The 22,980-nt window shown below is 43.4% G+C and carries 16 protein-coding genes, 1 tRNA gene and 1 other RNA gene; 2 read left to right on the top strand and 16 right to left on the bottom strand.

What is annotated here, in order from left to right; genetic code table 11:
* Nucleotides 1-633: 633 nt before the first annotated feature.
* The 16 genes from AMS66_RS22720 to AMS66_RS22650 form a co-directional block, all read right to left on the bottom strand.
* On the bottom strand, nt 634-1,212 hold the full coding sequence (locus AMS66_RS22720) for a hypothetical protein (RefSeq protein ID WP_053782967.1): 579 nt from the start codon (nt 1,210-1,212) through the stop codon (nt 634-636).
* A gap of 11 nt (nt 1,213-1,223) precedes the next feature.
* Nucleotides 1,224-4,649, bottom strand: a complete 3,426-nt coding sequence (locus AMS66_RS22715; RefSeq protein ID WP_053782966.1) for an AAA domain-containing protein — start codon at nt 4,647-4,649, stop codon at nt 1,224-1,226.
* A 581-nt stretch (nt 4,650-5,230) separates the two neighbouring features.
* Nucleotides 5,231-5,595: a transfer-messenger RNA gene (ssrA, locus tag AMS66_RS31950) on the bottom strand.
* 684 nt (nt 5,596-6,279) lie between these two features.
* Nucleotides 6,280-6,762 carry an SsrA-binding protein SmpB gene (gene smpB / locus AMS66_RS22710; RefSeq protein WP_024629496.1) on the bottom strand — a complete coding sequence of 161 codons (483 nt, stop codon included), beginning with the start codon at nt 6,760-6,762 and terminating at the stop codon, nt 6,280-6,282.
* 179 nt (nt 6,763-6,941) lie between these two features.
* Nucleotides 6,942-9,716: a ribonuclease R gene (gene rnr, locus AMS66_RS22705; RefSeq protein ID WP_053782965.1), complete on the bottom strand. Its 2,775-nt coding sequence runs from the start codon at nt 9,714-9,716 to the stop codon at nt 6,942-6,944.
* A 449-nt stretch (nt 9,717-10,165) separates the two neighbouring features.
* Nucleotides 10,166-10,399 carry a preprotein translocase subunit SecG gene (gene secG, locus AMS66_RS22700; protein WP_053782964.1) on the bottom strand — a complete coding sequence of 78 codons (234 nt, stop codon included), beginning with the start codon at nt 10,397-10,399 and terminating at the stop codon, nt 10,166-10,168.
* Between the two features lie 182 nt (nt 10,400-10,581).
* Entirely contained in the window at nt 10,582-11,262 is a 681-nt protein-coding gene (locus AMS66_RS22695; protein ID WP_053782963.1) for an ABC transporter ATP-binding protein, read from the bottom strand.
* The gene (locus AMS66_RS22690; RefSeq protein ID WP_053782962.1) at nt 11,259-12,440 is read right to left on the bottom strand and encodes an ABC transporter permease; all 1,182 of its coding nucleotides are present in this window, start codon (nt 12,438-12,440) and stop codon (nt 11,259-11,261) included. The genes AMS66_RS22695 and AMS66_RS22690 overlap by 4 nt, the downstream gene beginning before the upstream one ends.
* Entirely contained in the window at nt 12,437-13,474 is a 1,038-nt protein-coding gene (locus AMS66_RS22685; protein WP_053782961.1) for an ABC transporter permease, read from the bottom strand. The genes AMS66_RS22690 and AMS66_RS22685 overlap by 4 nt, the downstream gene beginning before the upstream one ends.
* Nucleotides 13,475-13,551: 77 nt before the next feature.
* Nucleotides 13,552-13,920: a type 2 periplasmic-binding domain-containing protein gene (locus tag AMS66_RS22680; RefSeq protein WP_053782960.1), complete on the bottom strand. Its 369-nt coding sequence runs from the start codon at nt 13,918-13,920 to the stop codon at nt 13,552-13,554.
* Nucleotides 13,921-14,147: 227 nt separating this feature from the next.
* The gene (eno, locus tag AMS66_RS22675) at nt 14,148-15,434 is read right to left on the bottom strand and encodes a phosphopyruvate hydratase (RefSeq protein ID WP_053782959.1); all 1,287 of its coding nucleotides are present in this window, start codon (nt 15,432-15,434) and stop codon (nt 14,148-14,150) included.
* A 239-nt stretch (nt 15,435-15,673) separates the two neighbouring features.
* Nucleotides 15,674-17,218 carry a 2,3-bisphosphoglycerate-independent phosphoglycerate mutase gene (gene gpmI, locus AMS66_RS22670; RefSeq protein ID WP_053782958.1) on the bottom strand — a complete coding sequence of 515 codons (1,545 nt, stop codon included), beginning with the start codon at nt 17,216-17,218 and terminating at the stop codon, nt 15,674-15,676.
* Nucleotides 17,218-17,970, bottom strand: coding sequence for a triose-phosphate isomerase (gene tpiA / locus AMS66_RS22665; protein ID WP_053782957.1), 753 nt, complete (start codon nt 17,968-17,970; stop codon nt 17,218-17,220). The genes gpmI and tpiA overlap by 1 nt, the downstream gene beginning before the upstream one ends.
* Nucleotides 17,971-18,003: 33 nt before the next feature.
* A complete protein-coding gene (locus AMS66_RS22660; protein ID WP_053782956.1) occupies nt 18,004-19,185 on the bottom strand; it encodes a phosphoglycerate kinase in 1,182 nt (393 codons plus the stop codon).
* Between the two features lie 149 nt (nt 19,186-19,334).
* Nucleotides 19,335-20,342, bottom strand: coding sequence for a type I glyceraldehyde-3-phosphate dehydrogenase (gene gap, locus AMS66_RS22655; RefSeq protein ID WP_053782955.1), 1,008 nt, complete (start codon nt 20,340-20,342; stop codon nt 19,335-19,337).
* Nucleotides 20,343-20,450: 108 nt separating this feature from the next.
* On the bottom strand, nt 20,451-21,476 hold the full coding sequence (locus AMS66_RS22650) for a sugar-binding transcriptional regulator (protein WP_053783021.1): 1,026 nt from the start codon (nt 21,474-21,476) through the stop codon (nt 20,451-20,453).
* A 481-nt stretch (nt 21,477-21,957) separates the two neighbouring features.
* Here AMS66_RS22650 and AMS66_RS22645 point away from each other — a divergent pair.
* Both AMS66_RS22645 and clpP read left to right on the top strand, forming a co-directional pair.
* A tRNA-Arg gene (locus AMS66_RS22645) sits at nt 21,958-22,032 on the top strand.
* 178 nt (nt 22,033-22,210) lie between these two features.
* Entirely contained in the window at nt 22,211-22,807 is a 597-nt protein-coding gene (gene clpP / locus AMS66_RS22640; protein WP_053782954.1) for an ATP-dependent Clp endopeptidase proteolytic subunit ClpP, read from the top strand.
* The last annotated feature ends 173 nt before the right edge of the window (nt 22,808-22,980 follow it).

Raw genomic sequence — 22,980 nt, 5'->3', positions numbered from 1 at the left:
ATTCGAGAAGACGACAAGTTCTTTTTAATCATACCTTTCTTGCCTTATTAAACGTTCGAAATGTAAGAGTACAGCCTAATGCAATGGTGCTTAATAATGTAACCAAATTTGCACTACCCCGTAAGTAGTACCAAAAATTAATTGCAATGTAAAGGATCATGAAAATTAACAAAATCCATTTTGTACTAGGCATTCTTTTAAGTATCAAATAACTAATTCCTATAAATAAGACTAGAGCTCCAAAAGACAGTAGAATAAGGTTCAGTCCTGAAATGTATACCATTTCACACCCCTTTTTTCACTTTTGATTATACTAACATATGTATAAGTTACACTCGATGGTAAGTTGTATTCGCGTTTCCGTGCATGTTGATTTTCTTTTTTTAAATTTCTTGAAGCTGTTCGCGATTTTCAAACATCTTGAGTGCTTCCATCTCTATAACTATAAATTATTATATCATAAACTGAAAAGCCACCAACCAGAACAACTGGTTGATGGCTTTTGCTTACTACTCTAATCGAGGCGAGGGGAGTCGAACCCCTGTCCGAAGATAACGACACATAAGCTTCTACGGGTGTAGTCACAGTTTTGATGTCACCATTTATATACATGGTCATTACTAGCATTCCAACTTAAATGCCACGTTTCCATATCATGTACTGAATCATATCAGAGTCAAAATGCAACTTAGCTCCACCTTTTTCATGTGGAAAGAGATCGATTCGCTTCATAATGAAGGCTTCAACATGATCCATGGATAAACAAATAAATCCTGGTATATTCATCTGTCTTTTTGTTACCAGAAGCTTTCCCACCTCATGGAATTGTCCCTTCGATACTTGATGGGATTTGAGGATTTCTGTGTGATGTCTTACTTTATTTTCAGAGAAAAACCCTATTCTTCTTAAGCAGTAAGATATTCGATCTTCTCTTTGTAGATATAGCCTTTCCCAATTAACTTGATTACCCGACTTCACTTCACATATTAATCCAATATTTGTTAGGGGACTAAAATGCCTGAAGATTTCTTCATCGCGGTGTTCTCCACCAACATCTTCCGACACAAACTTTGGGCGAACTGCAAGGAGATCCGCATCTGCACTTTGATGGTTATCACGTAAACCCTGACGATGCAATACAAAATTAGTCAGCGGATAGAAACCATTAAATCGTAAGTACCAATAGACTAATTCTTCAGCGAAGTTTTTCATTGCTATCCCCTTTATCCAACAGGTAACTGATGGACTTTTCTCTTTTCCAGGTCTTCCTTCAGCTTGGTGATCATTGCGTTTACTTCCGCACCCCGGTAGACCAACGAGGTCTCAAAACGACACCATTGGCTATTAGGCTGCCTTACCGCAGAAAGCCAATTAAATGATCCTTCGATGAGAACGGACGAGTCGACCCACAAGGCCTTGCTGTGTACCCTTTTAGTCAAAGATAGATAGATACCAGGTTTATCAAGAATCTCTTTAGCTTTCAAATAATTTACATTCAGCTTGTTCTGAAAATAATTTAAAGCTTCATCGGTATAGATATGAATCTTGACTCCTCTTTGGATCGCCTCATCAAATAAAACATCCAAATTATCCGCTTTGATGGCTGCGGAGGACAGGAAGGGCGACACAATATGGATTTCGTGATTAGCTGCTCGAATACAATCCCGTAACGTGTTTCGATGATATTCGAGCTCATGCAAATGCTCGATAGGCAGGCCATATTTGGTCTTGTAATAACCTCCGAGGTCAATATTCTTAATTTCATTCTGTTCCGATTGGAATAAGTATTTAGCCAAAACGCTTGAAGGTGTTGGTGTTCCCGGTATAAATGTGCCCATGTCACCGAATACCAAGAAACTGTCTCTTGCCCTGGATACGGCAACATTTAGCATAGATACGTCTTGATCGTAGAAATAAGTGTTCGAGTAATTGTTGTCATAGACAGGAGAAAAGATCACGATGGGCCGTTCATCTCCCTGTAACGTATGCACGGTACCGGCCTTTATTCCCCCCATGCCTGCCTTTCTTAATTTCCTGTGCAGCAGTTCTTTTTGAGAGGTGAAGGGCGTGACAATCGCAACAATTTCCTGTATGCTCGTCATTCCTTCATTCTGGTAATATCCTAGAATTTGATCTTTATTTCGATCAATCCAACTTACGATAATTTCCGCCTCAAGTTCATTTTTTAAGCTGCCTCCCTGCTTATTCGCACTTCCTGGTATATGTGCATATCCCATATGAGGAAGGAAATAATTCTTAATCGATGGCCTTTTTGGCAAAAGCTTCTCATGATAAGCGAGGTCGTTGCAGTACTTAATAATTTCAGGCACGCATCTTCTGTGCTCGGTCAGCCAAAGCCCACCGTCTGCTCCAGGTTCTGTGAACCTCGACAAACTCTTAGCCATCTTCATAACAGAGCCACCAGATGCCAATGCACCGATTATCCCTATTTTCTCATAATCATTTACGGTCTCCGCTATACCGGAGCTTTGGGCGTTGCCAATATCTACGGATAACGGAATCTTCCATACCGGTGGGATTTGAAGGGTATCTCCCACAATCACAGCTTTTTTCGCCAATGCAAAGGATGCTCCCGCTACCTCCGGAACTACTTGCCCTGCCTCGTCAATAATCAAGATATCTATAAAATTATACAAGGGGATTGTTTTTCCCAAATAAGCACTAAAAAAGGTAGGTACCATATATAGGGTGGATACAAAACAAGGAGTCAATTTCGCTAATCTCTTCCACATGAGCTCTACACCTTGCTTGCCGTTATTGCGCTTATATTTGGGATCCGACAGCATCGCTTCGGTTTCCAGAATCCATCTGCCCTCCCAATAATGCACGGCCAGCTTAAAAGCATCATAACGAAGGGTCCGATCCAAGGTATCTAGGTAGCTCTCGCCCTCTTTCATAGAAAGCTCAGCCAAGTAATCCTCCCACTCTTGCCGTAAATTCTGTAATTCTTCATGCTCTTGTTGAACCTCTGCACTTTGAATAGTACATAAGTTTACCTCATTTAAAGCCAATTCGTTTTCAACCTGTAACCAATGAAATAATTCATCTTCAATTTTCAAATTTGGCATGTCATTCTCAAAGCAGAAGTTTTGACAACGGATCTCCTTTTTCCTCAAAGCAATGTGTTTTAAAATCGGAATGCGAATCAAAATTGCAATCCACCAGTCTTCTCCCGAATGAAATTGGTTCCATTTTTTACGAAGAACCCGATTGGCTTCAAGACTGTCCACCGCCACTTGCTTCTTTTTTTGCAAATCTTCAATTACCGCTTGCAGTCCCAGCGGATATTTCTTAATAAGACGACTCTCAAGGGCTTTATAAGCGTCTCCTGTTTGGATAATGAGCTGCATCCGTTTCACTTTGCTTTGCAGTTCAGTATGCAAAAGTTTAACAGCTTGCTTGATCTCCGAAATTTCAAATCCTGCAAATTTGGAGCTGCATGTCAGATATTCTCGAGAACAATGCTCAATATATTCGAAACTCTCTAGCTTATCAAAAAATCCGCTTCCTCCCATATTCCCCTTATGTATCGTTAGCCAATTGCTTCCAGATTCCTCTTTTTTACCGGATGACTTCAAATAAGCACCGTAGCTGTAAACATCACGAACCCATCTTCCTGCAAGAGGATGCTCATCTATTTCGTTAATCTTGCCAAAGCTCTCAATCACATTGGTAACTGCATTATTATTGGTTGATGATACAACGATAATCGGTGGTTCCGCATCTTGTAAGGCATGTTCAATGACGGCAGTAGCAACGATACTCTGCAGCAAGGTAGTTTTCCCCGTTCCCGGAGGTCCATTAATGGCGAGTAAATCCCCTGTATCCAACAAGGTGGTGTGATGCATCGCTATTCGTTGAGATTGCGACAAACTGAACTGGTTGCTCATTTGTCCAAGGTGCATGGCGGCTAGAGGTTCACTATCTACATCTGAAAATACCTGCTCGGTCTGCACATCTGAAAACTTCGAGAACGTATTTAAAAGCCTGAGGTCTTCCTGCTTAGAGCAATCTCTTTCTATATGTCCATATAGATCTTGAATAGATCTGGAAGCCCCCAAGATCAAATCGTTTGACAATAGGTAACACTCATCTGATTTCTCGTATTGTGGATGGGCGAATTCCCCTAATGACATTCCTGTTACATTCAAGAACATCTCTAACGCAAAAGTTTCATACTCTTCCCATTGTTCCATTTTCGTAGAACGACTAGATAAAAAGTAATCCGCATCAACAACAGTTCCGATCGGTTCAATATCAGACTCACAAGGCTCCAAATACTCTCTACATATCCATGGTAAATAGCGAGGATGTGGTTTAAGAACGCCTTCTTTCGTCAAGAGTGCCGGGATCCATAACGGAACAATTGAAGCTGGAAGCTTGCTCGTAACTGGGCTTCCATGTTCACTTTTGACATACAACACAATTGGGCAAAGCAACACATCATATATCTCTTTCTTCTTATCTGGATGCTTTGCGATTAGTTTATTAACCGCATCGGCTGAAATTTCTCCTTGGATGATCCAATTATTCTCGATTTGGATACCATTCGGCTTTCTCTTCTCGAAGTCGGGATTGAGTCGCTCTGCATCTGCCAAGGAATTTCTCCAATATTCTAACTGCTTCATTTCTATAACCATCTCCAAAATCTTACTAAATTAATATGTTCATTCGACAGACAATTACAAAAACCTCCTAAATGACCGTAAGATAAAAAAAGAACACATATGTTATAAAAATTACCCCATAGATAGACTTTTTTAAATTGTCTACTCTTTAGGGTACAGTTTAATAGTGGCCGTCACTGATACTAATGAGGAGAGGCCCTGTCCGAAGATAGCGACATATAAGCTTCTACGGGTGTAGTCACCGTTTTAATGTTACCCGTTTGGCTTCGCCCTCATTCCTCTATTCTCTTCGCAATGATCCTGAAAACATCGACCAATCTTTGATTATACACTGTCACATCTCCACCTGAGTGAACGGAAGAAGACAAACTGGTTGATTAAATGTATAGCCTTTTACGGGGCGATACTCGGGTGACAATAAAAACTGATACATAAATAGGTACCGCCATGTACACCATCAGAGATATGTCGTATGCGACTACAGAGAAGCCCGAAGCCCTAGAACCAGAGCGGTTTACACTACCACTCCGAATCCAAACATGCAAAAACGGCCACCAAATGGTGGCCGTTGCTGATACTACTAATGGAGGCGAGGGGAGTCGAACCCCTGTCCGAAGATAACGACACATAAGCTTCTACGGGTGTAGTCACAGTTTTGATGTCACCCGAGTATCGCCCCGTAACCGGCTATACGTTGGGTCAGCCTGATTGTCTTCTTCAGCACACCCCAGGCGGAGATGTGACAGCGTATCCCACTACTTGTTAGCCCCTAATCCTGTCACATGGGCGATGCAGGTTAGAAGCACGCACACAGTTTCTTAGGCTGCGAAAGCGTAGTTTGTTTGTTGTTTGCCGTTTAATAGGCTTTAGCGTTGATGAAGTGGACGCGTCCCCACTACCCGCTACCCATGCTCGAACTATCCCCGTCGAATCCATAAACGCCCCCTCATATAAGAAGGGCTCCAGGATTAATCCGTGAATACGGAGCAAAGTTGCTGCACATCTTTTTCCTCCAAGGTAAAAAGATGCTTCTTTCAAACTCGGCATTCCTGTCTGCTACAAGAACATCATAACACAGGACCAATCACCGATATAGTACAGATTGCTGGAAAACGTTCCAGCAGGCTGAGCAACTGTGCAAGTTTAACCAACACACTTATGAGGCTCAATCGTCTACATATTATACCGCGTCCCTCAAGCGAAGTAAAGTTGAGTACCGAAGTGCAGACAATTCATGAGCATGAACAGCTTTCTTAACTATCTTACCCACGATCCGAACAAAGTACGCAGTCATCAGCAAACTTACTCCAACGATTCTTTCCAACAAACTTCAGAGTTTTACTCGGTACCACATTACTAACATTTTTATTGGACAAGGTACGTGGTAACAATTGGTGTATCTCATATTATAACTGGCACAATAATCTGACAGACTTGGCCGTACGGCATGTCAGCGTGATGCGCCAAACTCATTACAATGATCCCCCGTAGCAAGGACTCTCTAATCAAATTAAAAAAATCCCAAGCTCCACCCCATTACGGGCAAAACTTGAGATCCTGTACTAACATAACTCGCGTTTCTCACTAACTTACCATGCGCCATTCAACACATAGCAATCGCAAATCCAAATCAACGAGCAACCTTCTGCTTCTCACGCAGAACCCGTTGAATATCACGTTGTGCATCACGTTTTGCAGCAGACTCCCGTTTATCATACTGCTTCTTACCTTTACCCAGTCCGAGCAGCAGCTTTGCATACCCGTTACGAATATAGATCTTCAGCGGCACAATGCTATATCCATCCTGCTTCGAAAGCCCTAGCAGCTTGTGAATCTGCACTTTATGCATCAGCAGTTTGCGTGTACGTGTTGGATCAATTGGATTATGACGGTTCCCTTGTTCAAAAGGACTAATATGCATATTGTGAATATGAATCTCACCGTTCCGAATCGTGGCAAATGCATCGCCAATATTCGCACGGCCGTTACGAAGAGATTTAATCTCCGTTCCGGTAAGCACCATGCCCGCTTCATACGTATCTTCAATGAAGTAGTCATGGGAAGCCTTTTTATTCTGTGCAAGCACTTTACTCTGTCCATCATTCTTGCCCATGTCCTCACTCCTTCTCCGTAAAATAAGCCGGTACCATGCTCTACAGCAGCGCACCACACAGTTCTCTCGGTACCACATGCCAGACCTTAATTGTAGCAAGGACCGCTGTTAAAATCAAGAAAGAGGCGGTCTGCGCCGCCCCTTCTCATTACACTCACTTCATGCTCAGCGAAACGCGATTACTTTTTCTTCTTCCGCACAAAAGCCGCCGTTCCGTTGGCAGGTGCGCCTTTATTCTTCTTGCGCTTACGACGTGGTGCTCCGTCTTCCTGAACACCGCCTGGTGTAGCTCCTTCGCCGATAAACACACCGCTAGGTGAGGTATTTTTGCGTCCACTACCGCCTTTTCCACCTTTACCTCCGCCTTTACCGGATTTGAAGCTTCCTTCACCGCGACTGCTGCTGCTGCTCAAGCCATTCCCTTGTCCACCAGTTGAAGTGCCTTCCTGGCCACCCGCTGTAGAACTATATCCGCCTTTGCCTGAGCCAAAACCAAAGCTTACCGCACCCTTGTTCCGACCCACTGATCCGCCGGCATCTCCAGCACGACGCTCACCTCTCGGTTTACCGCCAACTTTGCCACCTGCGCTTCCTGCTGTGCTCGGAGCTCCGCTACGGCTGCCACGACCGCCTTTGCTGCTCTCTTCGGCTGATCTGCCACCACGGCTGCCTCCAGCACCAGTTGGCGCTTTACCACCACGCGAGCCACTGAATCCACCGGAACCACTCTTCGCTCCACCGCGTCCTCCGCCACCAGCAGGACGTCCACCTTTACCGCCGCGTCCACCACTGAAGCCACCTGGACGTTCGCCGCGAGGCTTCATGTCGACCATTTCAAAGTCAATCGTGTACTCTTCCATGCTCACACGGGCCACACGAATCTTCACTTCATCACCGATGCGGAAGACTTTTGAGGTACGTTCGCCAATCAGAGCCATATGTTGATCGTCAAAATGGTAATAGTCGTCCGTGAGCGCACTCAGGCGAATCAGACCTTCTACCGTATTCTCCAGTTCAATGAACATACCGAAGCTGGTTACACTGCTGATCATGCCTTCGAACTCTTCGCCGACTTTATCAAGCATGTACTCCGCTTTCTTCATTTTCTCGGTATCCCGTTCAGCTTCAACCGCCACACGCTCGCGTTCCGAGGACTGTTGCGCAATATCGGCCATACGTCCAGCCAAATACTCCTGACGGTTCTCAGGCAAAGCCCCATTGTTCTCAATCACTTCCCGAATAACACGGTGAATGACGAGATCGGGATAACGACGGATCGGTGATGTGAAGTGACTGTAGAACTCTGCTGCCAGACCAAAGTGACCCGACATCTCGGAGTCATACTTCGCCTGCTTCATGGAACGCAGCATCATTGTACTGATAACCGTCTGTTCCTTCGTTCCGTTAATATCCTCAAGCAGGGATTGAAGCGCCCGTGGATGAATCGCGTTGCCACGTCCCTTGACGTGGTGTCCGAAATTCGCCGCAAAGGCGAGAAAATTTTGCAGTTTTTCCTGATCTGGATCTTCATGCACACGATAGATGAACGGAACCTTCAACCAGTGGAAATGCTCTGCTACTGTTTCATTGGCTGCCAGCATGAATTCCTCAATGATTTGCTCCGCAATCGAACGCTCCCGTTTCACGATATCCACTGGTTTGCATTCTTCATCCACAATGATTTTGGATTCTTCAAAATCAAAGTCAACCGCACCACGGCGCATACGCATCGCACGAAGCTTCAGAGCAATCTCTTTCATCAAGTGGAAATCGTCCACCAGATCCTTGTAACGCTCCAACAATTCAGGCTCTTCACCTTCAAGAATTTTGCGAACGTTGGAATACGTCATCCGCTCTTTGGTTTTGATAACACTTGTGAAAATGTCGTGTTTCACAACCTTCATCTGATCGTTGAACTCCATCTCACAAGACAGGGTCAAGCGGTCTACCTGTGGATTCAAACTACAGATCCCGTTGGACAGACGTTGCGGCAGCATCGGAATAACCCGGTCCACCAGATACACACTGCATCCGCGGTTGTACGCTTCCTGATCGAGCTTGGAGTTTTCACGCACATAATAACCTACATCGGCAATATGAACGCCCAGACGATAGTTACCGTTAGGCAGTTTCTCCACATTGACAGCGTCATCCAGATCCTTGGCGTCTTCGCCATCAATTGTAACGATATTCAGCCCACGCAAATCGCGGCGACCCTGTTGGACAATTTCTTCTTCCGTAATGGCGTCTGGCGCTTTTTCGGCTTCTTCCACCACTTCATCCGGGAAGGCTTCTGGCAGCTGGTGCTTACGGATTACAGACAAAATATCAATACCCGGTTCATCCTTATGACCGAGAATCTCGATCACTTCACCTTCTGCTGCTGCCCGGCCCTCTGGATAGCTGACGATTTTTGCAACAACTTTTTGCCCATCAACAGCCCCGTGGAAGTTCGTACGCGGAATGAAAATATCCCGGTTAATCCGCTTATCATCCGGTATAACGAAACCGTACACCTCGTGGCTTTGGAATACACCAACAACCTGCGTAACCGCACGTGTAACAATACGGACAATCTCACCCTCCAAACGTCCACCGGAAGGTCCTTGAGAAGTCACTTTAACAAACACCGTATCTCCGTTCATGGCGCTTTTCATATCATTGGCGTGGATGTACACATCCGGGTGCTCCCGGTCCTCAGGGATGAGGAAAGCAAACCCTTTCGCATGAGCCTGCAATCGTCCGCGCACCAAATCCATCCGTTCTGGCATGCCATAGCGGTTATTGCGGGTGAGCAGGACTTTGCCGGATTCCTCCAGCGTATTGAGCATAATCAAAAAGGCTTTGAAATCAGCCGAGTCCTCAATCTCGAAGTGCTGTTCCAGTTCCTGATAAGTCATCGGTTTATAAGCGGTTTCCCGCATGAAGTCGAGCAATTGTTGTTCTGTTATCATTAATATTCACCTCGGGAAACATAAAAGTGTAATCTTGTCTCATCTCTCTATGTATCAGAAACCTTACCAATAGGAGCCATCTAACTCAGGCCTCACTATCTCATACCCTAGTATACACGAATTCAATCCGGCGCATCCGTACCCTGCAAAATAAACTAAGCATGCATGACCCTTTAAATAACCGCGCTTTCATGCAACATAACAGCATTTATGCTACATGTGTTTTTGCTCTCGAATAGACAGAAAAGAAACGGCCCAGAACAGGGCGAATATGTAGGAAGGTAACCGAACGGAAATGAGAAGAAATCGAAGATCAAAATCGTGTGGGTCATTGGAAAAGACTGGGCATGAATATATTTATTAAAAAACCTCCGTTTCTTCTCGAAACGAAGGTTAATCATTCAAGCGTCATGCTCGAAACTATCGAGTTATATAAGGAATTCCATTTCTTACTTGGAGAAGACCGTAACTACGATAGACAAAATGAAGAATCCTGCACCCAGTACAACCGTTGCACGTTGCAGGAAAAGATCAAGTCCGCGCGCTTTCGTTTTACCGAAAAGATGTTCCGCACCACCGGAGATGGCACCCGCCAAACCAGCGCTTTTCCCGTGCTGCAGCAATACTACAGTGATTAGACCGATCGAAAACACCACGAGCAGCAATTTCAAAGCAATATCCATTCTTTCCACCTCCTACCCATGTGGGCATAACATCTCACCATAAAAACAGTTACTTTAATTGTAACACAGCTATTAACGTGATACAAGTAGTGACAGCTACGTACATCCGCTATACAAAATAATTAGAATATTAAATGTAGTTTCTGAAAATTTACTGCCAATCTTAATTATACTTAGGAATCTTACGTTATAACAATCCTTCCATCTTCAATCCGAATAATTCGGTCACAGTAAGCTGCAATGTCAGGGTCATGTGTGACCAAAATTATTGTTTTTCCTTCTTCTCGATTAATAACTTGAAGCAATTCAATAATTTCTGTTGAGGTTTTCTGATCAAGTGCACCCGTTGGTTCATCAGCTAAAATAATTTCAGGATTATTAATTAATGCTCTCGCAATCGCTACACGTTGCTTTTGTCCACCTGATAAATTCATGACAGGTTCATTAATTTTTTGCCCTATGCGTAGTTTTTCGAGTAATTCAGGAAGCTTAGCTTCTCTGTTTTTTCTCAGCTTGTGACTCTTTACATAATGTAGAGGCAAGAGAATATTTTTTTTTACCGAATAATATTCAATTAAAGCGAAATCCTGCATAACAAAGCCTAATTCTTGGTTTCGGACTTGGGCAAGAAATTTCGGGGATTGTTTTTCTATTGCCTGTTTTTTCAGAAGGTACCTTCCTTCACTTGGCTTGTCCACACATCCTATTATGTTAAGTAATGTTGTTTTACCAGAACCAGATGTTCCCATAATAGCTACCATTTCTCCTTTAGCAATACTTAACGAGACATCACAAAGAGCATGGAAACGGTTTTGCTTCTGGCTAAATACTTTGTTTATTTTCTGTAACTCGATCACACTCATTTTTGCTTCCTCCTTAACATATCATTCATGGGTGTGTACCTCAACTTCATCAAAGGAATTACTAAAAAAATGATCATTACTAATAAACTAATCACGATAGAAATTGACAGATTAGAGAACCATGAGAAAAAAAGATTAACAATGAGATTACTTATGATAGTTAGAATGATAAATTGTCCACCAATCCTGATCATCACATCTTTGATCGAAGCACCTGATAATAGATGAACACCAAAATCATAAGTATACCTCTCAATAAACTGTAAATAAGATACAGTAACTGTTAAAAAGGTGAAAATAAATATCAGGCCAGATAATAACAATTGTGTTTGTAATATCTTTTTTTTGTCTTGAGCTACAAATTCTGATTGATATTTCATACTTTTGTAAGCAAACGAATACGTATTAAGATCAGCCGCCAGTTTTACGATATTACCGAGCGAGTCTTCATTCTTTGTAGCCATATATGCTCTTGTAATTACACTATCGAGGTTGGTGACTTCAGACAGATAGTTTAGATTTTGGGGAAGGATAATCATCCTATCCAAATTTTTAAAATCACGTGTTGCCATAATATCAATGTATGAACTGTTATCCTCAAGGACTCCAATTACGTTATAGCTTTTTCCCGATACATCCGAGAATGTTTGATTCAGTTTAAACATAGATTGCATTTCACTGCCAATAATAACAGGAATATTTTGTTCTTTTTCTGTATAATCGATCTCACCGAATGGTCTGCCCTCCTTAATACCAAGATTGAAATAATTAAAGAAAGAGGGATTCGCGTAAATGAATGGCACTCGGTTCATATCCTTTGGAGTTAGGGTAGCAACATTTTCCAGAGATTTGGCCGTATAGAGATCAGCTGAATAAAGCGGAAACGCCTCAATTTCTGGATTTTTATATATGGAATCATATAGTTTACGTAAGTCTTGTAAATGTGTATCATCGGCGAACAGCTTTTTAATTTGGTTTTCGCTGGTGTAGTCAATAAAGCTATAGACTTCCTTTTGACTATTCAAACGTTCGATTTCTTGCTCCATTTTATTCATATCATTAAAACTCCAAAAAAGTAGGTTGACAATAATAAGTAATATGACCATTTCTATAAGCAGAATAACAGAAGTTCCTTTGTGGCGCCAAAGATCTTGTATAGAAAAGTGAAATGGATTCACGGGAGAAGAGCCTCCTCTAATTCTGACTTTCTATTCTTGTATCCATAACGATAAATGCTAATTATTGCTGTTAATGTGCCAATTATCAAACAAAACAGAAAAGAGAGAAGGCTTCCCCATACAGAAACTTCTTTAATGATAGCATTGAATATTTCCATTTTTGCAATTACCCATGCCAATACACATCCAATTGTAAAACTAAATAACAATAACGGCCAGTATTCTTTAAGAAGCCACTTTCTCAAATCTGAAGCAGTAGCACCCACAAGATGACGTGTTCGTAGTTCGTCTCTTCTCGATTGTATCCATGACACCGTGGTCCCAAATATACTCAATAGCATCAATAAAAGAGAAACTGCGAAAACGATAACAATGAAAGCCTGATCTTGCAGAGCTAGCCTTATTCGTTCTGTATAACTTTGAGTAGCTGGGATAATCGAGTATGATATAGATGTTTTCTGATTCAATTCATTTAGAGCAACTTCCAATTTAGTAAGATTTATACCATCGACAGAATATTGTCCAGAAGAAATCTGATCCTGTTCAAGTGCTACAAAAAATTTGCTGTCAATGTTAATGTATTTATTAATCCAAATAAAGGAATCTTTCACTTTATAGTATTTTCCATTATATAAAAAGAATAAATCATTTTCATGAATAACAGTATTGTTGAGTAAGCTTTTATCTAGAATAACATTACCAGGAGGAATAGAAGTAATCTGCCTTTCACTAGAAGTCATCATCGGGAATATATAATTATGCAAATATATTGATTTTGCATAGCTGTTCCCCTCATCTTTGTATAGCAAAAAAGAACTTGATTGCTTTTTCAATTCATCCAGAAGCTGATTAACCTTGACACTCGGTGCATGCTCTGCCTGTATCGAAAAATATATACTCTCTTGAGTCAATCCATTCTGGAGAGTCTGAGTATTCGCATAAGATGTCAGTAAAGCAGAAAACGAAAGGGTAGTAAATGTACCTACTGCTATATAATAAATAATAATATAAATTGATCTCTTGATTAACGTCATCTTTGTCACACTCCAGCATAAGTTAAGCCCCTTCTGAAAACAATGAAGGGGCTTATGTATTAATTTTTATTTACTATTTAGAAGTAAATCCAACCATATCCTGAAGTGGCTGTTGAGAATGGGTTATTCACTTTGGAAGTAACTGCTTCGTATAAATTACTGTCTGATGTATTCTTAGCAGTAGGAGAATATACACGACCTGAGTCATAGTTTCCTTCTTTAAGCCATACATAAGCTTGCTTTACATTTTTCCCTGGGGTCAGTCCGAATCCATGAGAGCTTGTTGTAACTACGGATGGAGTGAAACTAGCACTTACCGTTAGTGTAAAATTATTAGTGTATGAAGAAAAATTGAAAAATCCCATTCCTGAAACCAATGAACCTCCCACCCCAACCACCCCAATAGCTAAAGCTAATGAAGTTGCTACCAATTTCGTTTTAAACATTCTAAATCCTCCCATTTAAATGTATTATTATTACAAATATATAATAGATCAAATGAAAAACAATGTCAACCTAATATACAAATATATGGAATTTTATTTCATTTTGTCCATAAAGTTTTTTTGTATCAATACTATAAACTCGCAAATAATCTAGATATCCAAAAAGATTTTGCAAAAAAAAAGACAAGCCGGTTACCCGGCTTGCCCGTGAGTTGTCGTAAGACAACTTATTTTTTGAGGTTGTAGAAACCTTTAAGACCATTGTATTGAGCCAGTTCACCCAGTTGATCCTCGATGCGGAGCAATTGGTTGTACTTCGCGATACGGTCTGTACGGGAAGGAGCACCCGTTTTAATTTGACCCGCGTTTGTTGCAACAGCGATGTCAGCGATTGTGCTGTCTTCGGACTCACCCGAACGGTGAGAGATTACAGCAGTGTATCCTGCACGTTTAGCCATTTCGATTGCATCGAATGTTTCAGTCAATGTACCGATTTGGTTAACTTTGATCAGGATGGAGTTACCGATACCTTCGTCGATACCTCTACCCAGACGCTCAGTGTTCGTTACGAACAGGTCATCACCAACGAGTTGTACTTTGTCTCCCAATTTCTCAGTGAGCAATTTCCAACCATCCCAGTCATCTTCGGACATACCGTCTTCGATTGTGATGATTGGGTATTTCTCAACCCATGAAGCCAGAAGGTCAACATACTCAGCAGAAGTGTAAGATTTACCTTCGCCAGCAAGTGTGTATTTACCATCTTTGTAGAACTCAGTGGAAGCAACGTCCATACCCAGGAATACGTCAACACCTGGTTTGTAACCTGCTTTTTCAATAGCTTCGATGATTGTAGTGATTGCTTCTTCGTTCGAACCAAGGTTCGGTGCGAAACCACCTTCGTCACCTACAGCTGTGTTCAAGCCTTTGGAGCTCAATACGGATTTCAAGTTGTGGAAGATTTCTGCGCCTACGCGAAGAGCTTCTTTGAAGCTTGGTGCTCCAACTGGAAGAACCATGAACTCTTGAACGTCGATGTTGTTGTCAGCATGCTCACCACCGTTGATGATGTTCATCATTGGTACTGGAAGTACTTTAGCGTTGAATCCGCCCAGGTAAACGTACAATGGCAGGTCCAGAGCGTCAGCAGCTGCACGAGCTACAGCCATGGATACAGCCAGGATTGCGTTAGCACCCAGTTTACCTTTGTTTGGCGTACCATCCAAAGTGATCATCAATTTGTCGATACCCAGTTGATCCAATGCATCCATACCGATTACTTCTGGAGCGATTGTTTCGTTTACGTTTTTAACAGCTTGCAGAACACCTTTACCCAGGTAACGGGATTTGTCGCCATCGCGAAGCTCAACCGCTTCGTGGGCACCAGTGGATGCACCGGATGGTACGATAGCGCGTCCGATTGCGCCGGACTCCAGGTATACTTCAACTTCAACTGTAGGGTTACCGCGGGAGTCGAGGACTTCGCGAGCGTACACGTCAGAAATAATAGTCATGAGTGATAATCTCCTTTTAATTTGGAATTTTATTTTAATACGTTCAGAACAAACACGTTTCACCAAGCCACTCCGCGTGCAGTACCGTCCTTCGATCGCTGTTATCCCCAAATTCTTTGAACTCCTTATAAAAGGTGAGAATTAGGGGATAAAGGCGAGCGCTTCGCTTCTCCAGATCGGTTCTGCCCGCTTCGTTAAGGTGTAACTTAGGTCTTATTCGACAACCTATTAAAATTATATTATTTGCGGGTAGCGATGACAGATGTACCTGTCATTTCATCCGGTTTAGGCAATTGCATCAGGTCAAGAATCGTTGGGGCGATATCCGCCAGGATTGCACCTTCGCGCAGAGTAACATTAGCATCTGTAACGATGAATGGAACCGGGTTCGTAGTATGAGCTGTGAACGGACGTCCCTTCTCATCGAACACCATATCTGCGTTACCGTGGTCAGCTGTAATCAGGACTACGCCGCCTTTAGCAAGAACAGCATCTACTACACGTCCCATACATTCATCTGTCACTTCAACTGCCTTGATGGTAGGCTCCAGCATACCGGAGTGTCCAACCATGTCCGGATTGGCAAAGTTCAGGATGATGGCATCATGTTTATCTGCTTCAATCTCACGCACACAAGCATCAGCCACTTCATAGGCACTCATCTCAGGCTGCAGATCATACGTTGCAACTTTTGGTGAGTTGATCAGCACGCGTGTTTCGCCTGGAAGCTCTACATCACGGCCGCCACTGAAGAAGAAAGTAACGTGTGGATATTTTTCAGTTTCTGCAATACGCAGCTGCTTCTTGTTGTTCTGAACCAAAACTTCACCCAGCGTGTTGTCGAGGTTCTTCGGCGAGTAAGCCACATAACCTTCAACCGTCTCGCTGAACAGCGTCAGGCACACGAAATGCAAGCCCACAGGGAACTTCGGACCACGGTCGAAACCACGAAAATCCTGGTTCGTGAATACTTGCGACAGTTGGATTGCACGGTCAGGACGGAAGTTGAGGAAAATGACGGAATCGCCGCTCTCCACCAAACCTACCGGCTGGCCATCCGCTTTAACGATAACCGTTGGTTCAACGAATTCGTCAAATACGGATTTTTCATACGATTCTTCAACCGCTCTTAGTGGGTCAGTGTATTTTGGTCCATCACCATAAACGATGGCACGATATGATTTCTCAACACGTTCCCAACGTTTGTCACGGTCCATCGCATAGTAGCGACCTTGAACCGTTGCGATTTGTCCTACACCGACTTCTTCAATTTTGGCAATCAGCTTCTGCATGAATTCTCTACCGCTATCTGGCATAACATCACGGCCATCCATGAAGGCATGAATGTATACATCGTTCATTCCTTCTTTTTTGGCAAGATCCAGCATAGCGAACAGGTGGTCGATGTGACTATGTACGCCGCCATCGGACAACAATCCATACAGATGAAGCTTTTTACCACTTTGTTTTGCTTCGCGAACGGCTTTGACGAGTGTTTCATTGTCATAAAACTCACCGTCACGAATCGACTTGGAGATTCGAGTCAAATCCTGGTATACGATCCGGCCGGCACCAATGTTCAGGTGACCTACCTCGGAGTTCCCCATTTGCCCTTCAGGCAAACCTACAGCTTCACCGCAAGCAGTGAGGGTTGTTTGTGGGAATTGGCTCATAAAACGGTCATAGTTCGGTTTTTTGGCTTGCGCTACTGCGTTGCCTTCCACCGTGTTCCGAAGACCAAAGCCATCCATAATGATCAGTGCTACAGGTTTTGGAGCTGTCATTACTTCGCCCCCTCAACAAGCGCGATGAACGAAGCCGGCTGCAAGCTGGCACCGCCAACAAGTGCGCCGTCGATGTCGCTTTGTCCGAGGTATTCTGTTACGTTCTCCGGTTTAACACTGCCGCCGTATTGGATACGAACTGCATTAGCAACCTGGTCGTTGTACAGATCCTTCACCAGCGTACGGATGTAAGCAATAACTTCATTCGCATCTTGGGAAGTGGAGGATTTGCCAGTACCAATCGCCCAGATTGGCTCATAAGCGATAACAACCTGTGCCGCTTGCTCTGCGGACAGACCTGCCAAAGCCGCTTCTGTTTGCACTTTGCATACGTCTTTCGTCTGATTGGCTTCGCGCTCTTCAAGCGTTTCACCAAGGCAGAAGATTGGAGTTAATCCGTGACGGAATGCTGCATGCAGTTTTTTATTGACAGTCTCATCGGTTTCCGCAAAATATTGACGGCGCTCCGAGTGACCAATAATGACGTAATCCACACCCAGGTCTTTCAGCATTACGCCGCTGATTTCACCTGTGAATGCACCATTGTCTTCAAAATGGAGATTTTGTGCACCAATTTTGATGTTTGTGCCTTTAACGGCTTCTACCAGGGATGGCAGATTTGTAAACGGTGCGCAGATTACAGTCTCCACGCCTTCAACTTCCGCTTTTCCTTTAACTTCCTGAATGAAGTCATTGGATTCGGAAACCGTTTTGAACATTTTCCAGTTACCTGCGATAATCGGTGTTCTCATGGGTTTCAACTCCTTCATGCTATAGACTAAAACTTACTTGTCGTTCAATGCCACTACGCCTGGAAGTACTTTACCTTCCATGAACTCGAGCGATGCACCGCCACCTGTAGAGATGTGGTTCATTTTGTCAGCCAATTTGAACTTCTCAGCTGCTGCTGCGGAGTCACCACCACCAATTACAGTGTAAGCTTCTGTCTCTGCGCAAGCTTCTGCTACTGCACGAGTACCATGCGAGAATGGTTCGATTTCGAATACACCCATTGGTCCGTTCCATACAACCAGTTTGGAGTTTTTGATCACGTCAGCGTAGATCTCACGTGTTTTAGGACCAATGTCGATGCCTTCCCAATCTGCTGGGATGCCGTCGATGTCAACGATTTGTGTGTTTGCTTTCGCACTGAAATCGTCAGATACTACGATATCTACCGGCAGGTAGAAGTTTTTGCCCAGTTTTTTCGCTTTTTCGATGAAACCAAGAGCAACGTCCAGTTTGGAATCATCCAACAGGGATTGTCCAATTTCATGTCCTTGTGCTTTGAGGAACGTGTAAGTCAGACCGCCACCGATGATAACGTTGTCTGCAATGTTCAGCAGGTTGTCGATTACATCGATTTTGTCCTTAACTTTGGACCCACCGATGATTGCTGTGAAAGGACGCTCAGGGTTGGAGATTGCTTTGCCCAACACTTCAAGTTCTTTCTCCATCAACAGACCGGATACTGCTGGCAACAGGTGAGCGATACCTTCTGTCGATGCGTGTGCTCTGTGAGCCGCGCCGAATGCATCGTTAACAAATACGTCAGCCAGTTCAGCAAATTGTTTTGCCAATTCCGGATCGTTTTTCTCTTCGCCTGCGTGGAAACGAACGTTTTCAAGCAACAATACATCGCCGTTGTTCAGTTCAGCGATTTGAGCTTTAACAGCGTCACCAACGGAATCGTCAGCTTTAACAACTGTTTTACCAAGCAATTCAGACAAACGCTCAGCTGCTGGAGTCAAACGCAAGGATTCAACCACTTCGCCGTTTGGACGACCCATGTGACTTGCCAAAATGACTTTAGCGCCTTTTTCGATCAAGAAGTTAATCGTAGGAAGCGTTGCACGAATACGTTTGTCATCTGTAATTTTACCATCTTCGAGCGGCACATTAAAATCTACACGGACAAATACCCGTTTTCCTGTCAATTCGATATCGCGTACACTTTTTTTGTTCATCTGTATTTCCTCCGCACCCATGTATTTGGTGGATCAATCAAGAGCTAAAATCCCTTGTCAATCCTGGTGTTTTTGAGAAATTTGCAAAATGTTGATATATAAAGAGCGGAAACAATAGCATCTGTTTCCGCTCTATGTTGTTGCAGATATTACTTGATCATTTTTGCAAAGTGCTCCAAAGTGCGAACCAGTTGAGCAGTGTAGGACATTTCATTGTCATACCAAGCTACAGTTTTAACCAATTGTTGGTCGCCAACAGTCAGAACTTTAGTTTGAGTTGCATCAAACAAGGAACCGAAAGTGATACCTTGGATATCAGAAGATACGATTTCGTCTTCAGTGTATCCGAAAGTTTGTGGATCGGAAGCTTCTTTCATAGCTGCGTTAACTTCTTCAGCAGTTACTTTTTTGTTCAGAACAGTTACGAGCTCAGTCAGGGAACCAGTAGCTACTGGTACACGTTGAGCTGCACCGTCGAGGATTCCTTGTAGTTCTGGAATAACCAGACCGATTGCTTTAGCAGCACCAGTTGTGTTAGGGATGATGTTTTCAGCTGCTGCGCGAGCACGACGGAAGTCACCTTTAGGGTGTGGAGCATCCAACGTGTTTTGGTCGCCAGTATAAGCGTGAATTGTAGTCATCAAGCCTTGAACGATTCCGAATTTGTCTTGCAGCGTTTTTGCCATAGGTGCCAGGCAGTTCGTTGTGCAAGATGCGCCGGAGATTACAGTTTCAGTACCGTCGAGGATTTCATGGTTTACGTTGTAAACGATGGTTTTCATGTCGCCAGTAGCTGGTGCGGAAATAACAACTTTCTTAGCTCCGCCTTTCAAGTGTTTCTCAGCTGCTTCTTTAGTTGTGAAGAAACCAGTACATTCCAGAACGATATCTACGCCCAGGTCGCCCCAAGGAAGTTCTTCTGGGTTACGGTTAGCCAATACTTTAACTTCTTTGCCATTCACTTTGAAGAAGCCATCGTGTACTTCAACATCGCCATCGAAGCGACCTTGAGTTGTATCATATTTGAGCAAATGAGCCAGCATTTTAGCGTCAGTCAAGTCGTTGATTGCTACTACCTCGATGCCTGCTACATTTTGAATACGGCGGAATGCCAAGCGTCCAATACGTCCAAAACCGTTAATACCTACTTTAATCATGAGTAAGTTCCTCCCAAGTTTTGATTAATTTTTTTTATGAAACTTATATATTCAAGACAGACGGTGAAGTCCGTCAAGACAACAATGATTGTGGTGCAAAATAAAGCCTTATTCCATTTCGGCAACGATGACTTCGGCAGCAGCCTCATCAATAATCAGAATATCTTCCTGACCAAATCGCAGAACGGAATGTATGGCAGCAGCCTTGCTTTTGCCACCTGCAATCCCAATCACAACATCGGTCCGTTCAATATCCTGAAGTCGCATGCCCAGCGTAAGCATGGTATGTACCACCTCACCCTGATCATTAAAGTAATAACCGAAGGATTCAGATACGGCCCCTTGCTCCTGAAGTTCATTTATAATCTCAGGTGCAAGCTTGCGTCGCCGCGCCATCTCTACGGCATCACCGATTCCATGAATGACGATTCGCGATTGCCTAATCAGCTGCAAAATCTCCTGGACACTCGGGTCCATGATTAGTGATTCGTAGGCGTGATCACTAAGCAAATCCGGTACATGCAGGAGTTTGTATTGGGCTCCTACCCGCTTTGCCATCGTGGATGCAATCGTATTGGCTTGAATTTCAAGGCTTTCTCCCAGCCCGCCGCGTGCCGGTACGAACCAGACACCTTTCAGCGATGTTGGCGGAGTCAGTTGCTCTGCAACTCCAGCTGTTGTTGAACCACCAGTAACAGCGACAACGTCGTTGTCACTCATAATATTACCCAGAGCCTTCGCTCCAGCTCTGCCCAGTTCCCGTTTGGCAAATGGAGAAACGTCCGAATCACCGGGAACCACAACTACCTTTTGCAGACCGTAGGCTTGCTTGATGTGCTCTTCCAGTTCGGATAATCCAAACAGTTCTTTGGCGACGGGTTCTAACTGCTGCAGCAATTCATGCCCTGCCTCGCTGATCTTCATCCCTGCACTGTCAATTTCAATAAGTCCCTGAGCCTTTAACAAATCGGTCTCAGCCCTCAGAACCCGCTCGGTCATCTGCATGGAATTAGCTAACGTTCTTCGTCCGATCACATCCGATAACATGATCTGATGCAGAATCGTATACCTCTTCTTCAAGACATCCATGAGATCAGGCAGAAGCTGCTTTTGCACTTCTAAAATCGTTCGCATGCTTTCCACTCCCGCAAGCTTCTCGTTCCAAGCTTCTTTCATGGCCCTAAAACGTCCCGGGTTAACTTTTTAAGTCCCACGTCTATTCTACCTAAAACTGACGCGACATGCAAGTGTTTCGAAGCCTTAATTCGACACGTTTCAGGCGTTAGTACGCGCCTATTTTCACAATGTTAAACTCCCATGATCAAGAACAAGCTCTTCGATACCATATATAGAAGGAAAGTGAAAATCTCATCTACATATTGCCCGCTTTTGTTTTTCATATGGCATGTCCAAAACCTCTTTTAGCATTTACCTATTTGCGCTCTTTATCCACTTATCTTCATCATGATCCATTTCTGAGTAATCCAAACCAAAACAGCGAGCATCTGCTTGCAATTAAATTACTCATGAGCTATAATCATTATTGCTGTCACATATCTGAAACTTATATTTCTTATATGCTTTCGTGCAACTTTATTTGCAGCAATATCAATGTGCGCCCGTGGTCCAATGGATATGACGTAGGCCTCCGAAGCCTGAGATCCAAGTTCGATTCTTGGCGGGCGCGCCATTCTTAATTAGTAGCTCATAACCCTTTTAACCAATGAAACCGAATAGGTTTCTTTTTTTTAAACTTAGTTTGACTTTCTTTGACTTTTTGTTTGAAATTGTTTATGATGTGGGTAATACGGTAACAGTTTATATATAAACACCAATTTAACATTTACATTTCCGAGGAGGTTTTTCACGTGAGTTATATTCCAATGGTCGTTGAACAGAGCAACCGCGGTGAGCGCGCCTATGACATCTATTCCAGATTGCTGAAGGATCGTATCATCTTCCTTGGCAGTGAAGTAAATGACGTTGTAGCGAATGCCATCATGGCACAGATGTTGTTCCTAGCTGCGGAAGATCCGGAGAAAGACATTCACTTATACATCAATAGCCCAGGCGGATCGATTACAGCCGGTATGGCCATTTACGATACAATGCAATTCATCAAACCGGATGTATCTACCATCTGTGTAGGTATGGCGGCTTCCATGGGTGCATTCCTGTTGAACGCGGGTGCCAAAGGTAAACGTTTTGCATTGCCTAACAGCGAAATCATGATTCACCAACCACTTGGTGGTGCTCAAGGTCAAGCTTCGGACATCGAAATCCGTGCTCGTCGCATCCTGAAAATGCGTGACACCTTGAACCGTATCATTTCTGAACGTTCAGGCCAACCGCTGGAACGTATCGAGAAAGATACAGATCGTGACTACTTTATGAGTGCTGCTGAAGCTGCCGATTACGGTATCATCGATAAAGTCATCGAAAACGTAGGTTCCCAAGGCATCTAAGCCGAGGCGAACGCAATTACGTTGATATACCATACAGCCAACTCAAATAGCATCGCCCATTTGAGTTGGCTGTATGAAAAAAGGACGCTCTCGTCAATATGACGAGGGCGTCCTTTTTTTGAAGATAACATATGAGTGCATGATATATTTTTAATCGATTCACCTTAACTCTC

Origin of the sequence: Paenibacillus xylanivorans (genome assembly GCF_001280595.1) — a bacterium.
Classification (GTDB): Bacteria; Bacillota; Bacilli; order Paenibacillales; family Paenibacillaceae; genus Paenibacillus; species Paenibacillus xylanivorans.
This window is presented reverse-complemented; position numbering and strand designations above follow the sequence as displayed.

Coding starts and splice junctions, on each gene's coding strand:
- AMS66_RS22720 (WP_053782967.1), bottom strand. CDS start 1,212: ATGAAAAACTTCGCTGAAGAATTAGTCTATTGGTACTTACGATTTAAT.
- AMS66_RS22715 (WP_053782966.1), bottom strand. CDS start 4,649: ATGAAGCAGTTAGAATATTGGAGAAATTCCTTGGCAGATGCAGAGCGA.
- smpB (WP_024629496.1), bottom strand. CDS start 6,762: ATGGGCAAGAATGATGGACAGAGTAAAGTGCTTGCACAGAATAAAAAG.
- rnr (WP_053782965.1), bottom strand. CDS start 9,716: ATGATAACAGAACAACAATTGCTCGACTTCATGCGGGAAACCGCTTAT.
- secG (WP_053782964.1), bottom strand. CDS start 10,399: ATGGATATTGCTTTGAAATTGCTGCTCGTGGTGTTTTCGATCGGTCTA.
- AMS66_RS22695 (WP_053782963.1), bottom strand. CDS start 11,262: ATGAGTGTGATCGAGTTACAGAAAATAAACAAAGTATTTAGCCAGAAG.
- AMS66_RS22685 (WP_053782961.1), bottom strand. CDS start 13,474: ATGACGTTAATCAAGAGATCAATTTATATTATTATTTATTATATAGCA.
- AMS66_RS22680 (WP_053782960.1), bottom strand. CDS start 13,920: ATGTTTAAAACGAAATTGGTAGCAACTTCATTAGCTTTAGCTATTGGG.
- eno (WP_053782959.1), bottom strand. CDS start 15,434: ATGACTATTATTTCTGACGTGTACGCTCGCGAAGTCCTCGACTCCCGC.
- gpmI (WP_053782958.1), bottom strand. CDS start 17,218: ATGACAGCTCCAAAACCTGTAGCACTGATCATTATGGATGGCTTTGGT.
- tpiA (WP_053782957.1), bottom strand. CDS start 17,970: ATGAGAACACCGATTATCGCAGGTAACTGGAAAATGTTCAAAACGGTT.
- AMS66_RS22660 (WP_053782956.1), bottom strand. CDS start 19,185: ATGAACAAAAAAAGTGTACGCGATATCGAATTGACAGGAAAACGGGTA.
- gap (WP_053782955.1), bottom strand. CDS start 20,342: ATGATTAAAGTAGGTATTAACGGTTTTGGACGTATTGGACGCTTGGCA.
- AMS66_RS22650 (WP_053783021.1), bottom strand. CDS start 21,476: ATGCGAACGATTTTAGAAGTGCAAAAGCAGCTTCTGCCTGATCTCATG.